We start from the raw sequence: 6375 nt of genomic DNA, 5'->3' as shown, positions 1-6375 counted from the left end.
CGTCGGTCGGTCGGGCGCGGAACTCCAGGAGGTCCGCCGCGTTGTACCCGTAGGTTTCGGGGTCCGAGGGGTACCGATAGTCCCCGGTCGCCCGGCAGTAGAACCCGCCCATCGTGTTGCCGTCGGGCGGTTGGTCGAACACCGACCGCGTGTCGGCGCCGTGGTCGTCGTAGACGTAGTCCTGATAGAGATACTCCCCGTCGACGTAGGCGTCACACCCGGAGACGAGCAGCGGGTCGGCGTCCCAGCCGAACCCGTTCTCCAGTTGTGGCGGCGTCGGGTTCGGGCCGTACAGCGCGTCGGGGCCGGGCCGCGGCAACGACGGGTCGGCGTCCGCCTCCCCGCTTCCGGTCGACTCGTCGCTCATTGTCGGCCGTTCGGGAGCAACCGCGAAAGGCGTTCTCCCGGTTATTGGACGCTATTTTTAACCGCCGATATCCCTTGTCACTACCTCGCACAGCTTACCGATAACAGGGGTTTCACCCCCCGATGTCTGACGTATCGATGACTGACGTCCGACTGAATTTTTTAAGTACAGATATCCAACCGGGAGTATGGCCAGCGCATCGTCCGAACCCGTCGAGGCGGGTGTCGAGGGAAGCCGAGTTGCCGAGCTGCGCGCCCGACTGGAGCGCAGCGAACGTCGCCGCGAAGTCGCCGAGGAGTGGGCCGAGTTCCTCGAAGCCGAACTCGAAGCCCGGAACGAAGAACTCGCCGCCAAGGAACGCCAACTCAACGACGTCATCGAACAGTACGAACGCCAACTGGAAGCCGCCGAAGAATCGGAGTCCACCCCCGAAACCGGACTGTTCGGTCGGCTGTTCGGCTGGCTTCGATAGCGACTCCCTCCACATCCGCCGACGGCTTTTTTGCGGTCGCGTGAACCGGCAGTTCGAGCGCCGAGCGTCGAAAAGAGCGAAAGCGGTGCCGTTATTCGCCGTTCAGGCTGATGTACTTCGTCTCGATGATGCGCTCGTCGGCTTCGAGTTCCTCGCGGGCTTCCTCGGGCACTTCCTCGTCGACGTTGTAGATGGTGAGGGCTTCGCCGCCGATGGTCTGGCGGGCGTTGAACATGGCGGCGATGTTGACGCCGTACTGGCCCATCACGGAGCCGATGTGGCCGATGACGCCGGGTTCGTCGGTGTTGCGCGTGATCATCATCTTGCCGCCGGGGATGGCGTCGACGCGGTAGCCGTCGACGCGGACGATGCGGGCGTCGTCCTCGGCGAAGAGCGTGCCGTCGACCGAGATCTCCTTCTCGCCGTCGCTGACGGTGACGGTGACGAGGCTCTGGAAGTCCTCGGCCTGTCGGCGCTTGGTCTCGCTGACCTCGATACCACGGTCCTCGGCGATCTGCGGTGCGTTGACGGCGTTGACCTGCCATTCCAGCGGCTGGAAGACGCCCTTCAGCGCGGAGGCAGTGAGGAGGTCGACGTCCTCCTCGGCGATGTCGCCCTCGTAGCTCACCTCCACCGTCTCCAGTCGGCTATCGAGCAGTTGGACGGCGATCTTGCCCGCCGTCTCCGCGAGCCCGATGTACGGTTCGATGCGCGGGAACGCCGACTCGTCGACCGAGGGGGCGTTCAGCGCGTTGATGACGGGTTCGCCCGCGAAGGCAGCGACGACCTGTTCGGCCGTCGAGGTGGCGACGTTCTCCTGGGCGGCCTCCGTCGACGCGCCGAGATGCGGCGTGACGATGACGTCCTCGACGCCGAGCAGGGGGCTGTCATCCGGAAGCGGTTCCTCGGCGAAGACGTCGAGTGCGGCCCCGGCGAGGACGCCGTCCTCGACGGCCGCCGCGAGGGCTTCCTCGTCGACGATGCCGCCGCGGGCGCAGTTGACGAGGTAGCCGCCCTCCATCTGGGCGAGTTCCGCCTCGCCGATCATGTTCTCCGTCTCGGGCGTCAGCGGCGTGTGGATGGTCAGGACGTCGGCGGCCGCGAGCGTCTCGTCGAGTTCGGCGAGGTCCGCGCCGAGCTGTTCGGCCCGCTCTTCGCTGATGTAGGGGTCGTAGGCGACCAGGTCCATGCCCAGCGAGTCGAGTTTCTTGGCGACCTCCTGGCCGACGCGGCCGAGGCCGACGATGCCGAGGGTCTTGCCGTTGAGTTCCGTCCCGAGGAACTCGCCTTTCGCCCATTCCCCGCCGACGAGGCGGATGTGAGCCTGCGGAATCGACCGGGCGGTCGCGAAGGTCATCGCGACCGTGTGCTCGGCGGCGGCGCGAACGTTGCCCTCGGGGGCGTTGGCGACGATGACGCCCTCGTCGGTGGCGGCGTCGATGTCGATGTTGTCGACGCCGATGCCGGCACGACCGACGATGACGAGGTCCTCTGCGGCCTCCAGCACCTCGCGGGTGACCTCCGTGCCCGAGCGGACGATGAGTGCGTTCGCGTCCGCGACGGCGTCGAGCAGTTCCTGGCCCTCCGCCTCGTAGTTCGTGACCACTTCGTGGCCCGCCTCGCGCAACACGTCGAGGCCGGCGTCCGCAATCGGATCCGTGACGAGTACCTTCATGGACGTATCGTCCCGCCCGTCAGGGATAACGCTTTCCTCATCGCCGCGTTTTGCTGGCGTCGGAACCCGGTATTATATACATGAATATGTGTATTAAATGCGAATATGTTCTCTTGATGCACACATGGGTGGGGTGGCTTGCCGCTCGAAGCGTCGGGTCGACACCCCCGGCACGACCCTTGGCGCGGCCAACGACCTCGGCCTGGAGACGGTAGCGTCTTGAAGGGCCGCAGCACCCCGGCGATGGCTATATGTACACACCCCCGCCATCGTCCGTGAACCCCGTGTCGCCGTCCGGTGGTCCCCCATGAAACTGGACGCTTTCGCCGAGACCGTCGTCGTCGAGCATCGCCGGAAAGTGATCGCTCTCACGCTCGCGGCGGTGTTCCTTCTCAACCTCGGCCTGCCGGGGCTGGTTATCGACACGACGCTGGAGGAGTTCCGTGGAGGCACACCCGAACACGAGGCCAACGGCTACATAGAGGACAATCTCAGCGGGCAGGCACCGAACTCGACGGGTTCGTTCGTCGTGATACGCGACGACGAGAACGTCCTCACCAAGGAACGGTACGCCCAGCAGTTGCGCGCCCAGCAGCGCCTCAGAAACGACCCCGTCGTCGGGCCGACGCTCGTCGAGGACCAGCTACCGCTGGGTATCGCCAACGTCGTCGCCATCGTCGCCATCGAACGTGAGAAGGGCGTCCCGCCCGAGGAGATCACCGTCGAACCGCGGCCACCCCTCGACGAGCAGATCGAAGCCATCGAGGGGCTGTCGCCGGATTGGCGACGCTGGAGGACGTCGTCGAGGAGGTCGTCGGCGAGATCCTCGACCACGGCGAGACGGCGCCGGTTTGCGTCCTCGACGAGACCACCGCCGTCGCCCACGGGTGGGCGACCATCGCCTACGTCAACGAGACGCTGGGCCTCTCGTTACCCGCCGACGCCGACTTCGAGACGCTCGCAGGACTCATCCATGCGCACACCGGCCGACTCCCCGAGGAGGACGACCGCGTCTCGGTCGGTCGGGTCACGCTGACGGTCCTCGATGCGACGAATACTCGCATCCGACGTGTTCGCGTCGAATGGAAGAAAAGCGACGGGTAGCCCTATTCGACCCGTGATTTGAGCCGCGACAGCAGGTTCAGCGCCTCCAGCGGCGTCGTTTCGGCGAGGTCGACCGACTGCAGTTCCGCGAGGATGTCAGCGGGCAGTTCGCCGCCGTCTGACGTGGACGCGTCCGACGAGGATCGGCTCACGGCGCTCGCCTCACCGCCGTCGGTCGAGGCCGGGATCTCGGAAGTGGGAGTGGCATCGTCCGCCGTCAGCGTGGTCCGTCCGTCGGCTTCGTCGGCCAGAATCGCCTCGGCGCGCTGGACGACGTCGGCCGGCACGCCCGCGGTGTTGGCCACTTCGACGCCGTAGGAGGCCTCCGCCGGTCCCTCCCGAAGGTCGTGTTCGAAGTCGACGCCGTCGGGCCGCCGTTCGGCCGAGAAGTGGTAGTTGCGGGCGCGCGGCAACTCGGCGGCGACGTCGGTCAGTTCGTGATGATGGGTCGCAAAGAGGGTGTAGGCGCCGACCTCGTCGTGGAGGTGTTCGGTTGCGGCCTGGGCGATGGCGTAGCCGTCGGTGGTGGAGGTGCCGCGACCCACCTCGTCGAGGACGACGAGGGAGTTCTCGTCGGCCGCTTCGAGGATGGTCGCGAGTTCGGTCATCTCGACCATGAACGTCGACCGGCCGCCGGCGATGTCGTCGGAGGCGCCGACGCGCGTGAAGACACGGTCGATGACGGGCAACTCGGCGCGCCGGGCGGGGACGAAACTCCCCATCTGGGCCATCACGCACAGCAGGGCGACCTGCCGCATATAGGTCGACTTGCCCGACATGTTGGGGCCGGTGATGACCGCCATCGGCCGCTCACGCGGTAGGTCCGTCGGGTTCGGGACGAACGCCTCCTCGGTGCGCTCGACGACGGGGTGGCGACCCCCCTCGATGTCGATTCCGTCGGACACGTCCGACGACGTTCGGCTCGCGTCGCTCGCCTCACTACCTTCGGCACCCACTTCGGGCCGACAGTAGTCGTACCGGGCGGCCACCGTTGCCAGCGAACAGAGCGCATCGAGGCGAGCGACGGCGGTGGCGGTGGTCTGAATCCGCTCGGTCGCCTTGCCGACCTCGGTTCGAACCTCCCTGAAGAGGTCGTACTCGCGTTCGTCGGCGCGGCCCTCCGCGCGGATGATCTCGTCTTCCCGTTCCTTCAGTTCGGGCGTGTAGAACCGCTCGGAGTTCTTCAGCGTCTGGCGGCGCTGGTAGTCGTCGGGCACCGCGTCGAGATTCGGGTTGGTCACCTCGATGTAGTAGCCGTGGACGGAGTTGTGGCCGACTTTCAGCGAGTCGACGCCGGTCCGTTCGCGTTCCTGTGCTTCGAGGTCGTCGATCCACGCCTTCCCCTCGCGTTCGGTCTGCCGGAGGTCGTCCAGCGCCTCGTCGTAGCCGTCGCGAATGACGCCACCCTCGGTGATCTCGACCGGCGGCGACTCGACGATGGCGCGGTCGATGAGGTCCCGCACGTCGGGGCAATCGTCCAGTTCGTCGTGGATCTCCGCCAGCAGGTCGCTGTCGTCGGTCGAATCGGCGATACATTCGCGCAGTTGGGGCACGACCGACAGCGTCGATTCCAGCGCTCGGAGGTCGCGGGCGTCGGCCCGCCCGCGAGAGACGCGGGCCACGAGTCGTTCGAGGTCGTAGACGTCCGCGAGCAGTTCGCTCGCCCGCTCGCGGTCGCCGACGCTGGCGACGAGCGCTTCGACGGCATCGAGGCGGTTCTCGATATGGCCCTCGTCCAAGAGTGGCCGCCGGAGCCAATCGCGGAGTTCACGGCCGCCGAGCGCGCTCGCCGTCTCGTCGAGCGTTTCGACGAGGGCGGCGCCCTCCAGGCCGTGGACGTGCCGCGGTTCGAACACCTCCAGCGAGCGGAGCGCGACGGCGTCCAGCAGCATGTACTCGCGGGGGTCGTAGCGGGTCAGATGGTTGAGGTAGTCCAGTTGCTCGGTTTCGCCGTCGGTCGTCCCGCCACGGGCGTATTCGGCATACGACAGTAACGCCCCGCACGCCCGGAGTTCGGCCTCGCTGGCCAGCATCGTCTCGCCGAAATACTCGGCGACCTTCTCGCGGGCGTTCTCGATATCGAACGCGGACCGCTCGTAGGGCGTGACCATGCAGTTCGACGCGAAGGGGTCGGTCGGCGCGTCGGGGCCGACGACGGCCTCGGCGGGGTCGAACCGCTGGAGTTCGTCCTCGACGGCTTCGAGGCGGTCCAGTTCAGTCGCGTAGAAATCGCCCGTCGAGACGTCCAGCAGGGCGAGGCCGTAGCCGTCGGTGAGACAGGCCACGAAGTTGTTGTCCTCCTCTTTGAGCAGTTCCGTCTCCGTCAGGGTGCCGGGCGTGACCACCCGCGTGACCGCACGGTCGACCAGCCCCGAAGTTTCGTCGGGGTCCTCCACCTGGTCGGCGACGGCGACCCGATAGCCGGCCTCCAAGAGCGTCTCGATGTACGATTCGGCGTTGTCGATGGGAATGCCGGCCATCGGGTAGGTACCGGTCGAGTCCTCACGCTGGGTGAGCGTAATCTCGAGGATGCGTGCGGTCGCCTCGGCGGCCTCACAGAACGTCTCGTAGAAGTCGCCGACCTGAAACAGTACCAAGGCGTCGTCGTAGCGCTCGCAGAGTTCCAGATACTGCGAGAGCATCGGCGTCAACTCCTCGGCCTTCTCGGCCATCGCGGGCGGCGGCCCCAGCGCCTCGTCCATATCCGAGCGTGCGTCTCGTCGCCCAAATACTCACCGGGCCGCGGTCGGTCGGGCC

6 protein-coding genes are annotated in these 6375 nt (G+C 66.8%); 2 read left to right on the top strand and 4 right to left on the bottom strand.

Annotated elements, in window-relative coordinates:
• Positions 1–367, bottom strand: a 367-nt coding sequence (locus V5A53_RS11760; RefSeq protein WP_332313804.1) for a hypothetical protein, incomplete at its 3' end; no start/stop codon positions are given.
• Positions 368–554: 187 nt separating this feature from the next.
• On the opposite strand from V5A53_RS11760, the gene V5A53_RS11755 reads away from it, so the two are divergent.
• Positions 555–839: a hypothetical protein gene (locus V5A53_RS11755; protein WP_332313803.1), complete on the top strand. Its 285-nt coding sequence runs from the start codon at positions 555–557 to the stop codon at positions 837–839.
• Positions 840–930: 91 nt separating this feature from the next.
• Here the strand turns inward: V5A53_RS11755 and serA are convergent, their stop codons facing one another.
• The gene (gene serA / locus V5A53_RS11750) at positions 931–2514 is read right to left on the bottom strand and encodes a phosphoglycerate dehydrogenase (protein ID WP_332313802.1); all 1584 of its coding nucleotides are present in this window, start codon (positions 2512–2514) and stop codon (positions 931–933) included.
• A gap of 247 nt (positions 2515–2761) precedes the next feature.
• Positions 2762–2977, bottom strand: a complete 216-nt coding sequence (locus V5A53_RS11745; RefSeq protein WP_332313801.1) for a hypothetical protein — start codon at positions 2975–2977, stop codon at positions 2762–2764.
• Between the two features lie 317 nt (positions 2978–3294).
• On the opposite strand from V5A53_RS11745, the gene V5A53_RS11740 reads away from it, so the two are divergent.
• Positions 3295–3618 (top strand): transporter associated domain-containing protein, encoded by a 324-nt coding sequence (locus V5A53_RS11740; RefSeq protein WP_332313800.1) that lies wholly within the window; start codon positions 3295–3297, stop codon positions 3616–3618.
• A gap of 2 nt (positions 3619–3620) precedes the next feature.
• On the opposite strand, the gene mutS is transcribed toward V5A53_RS11740, so the two are convergent.
• Positions 3621–6320, bottom strand: coding sequence for a DNA mismatch repair protein MutS (mutS, locus tag V5A53_RS11735; RefSeq protein ID WP_332313799.1), 2700 nt, complete (start codon positions 6318–6320; stop codon positions 3621–3623).
• Between the last annotated feature and the right edge of the window lie 55 nt (positions 6321–6375).

This window comes from Natronomonas sp. (assembly GCF_036625485.1).
Lineage (GTDB): Archaea > Halobacteriota > Halobacteria > Halobacteriales > Haloarculaceae > Natronomonas.
Note: the sequence above shows the minus strand (reverse complement) of the source record. Positions and strands in the feature narration are given on the sequence as shown.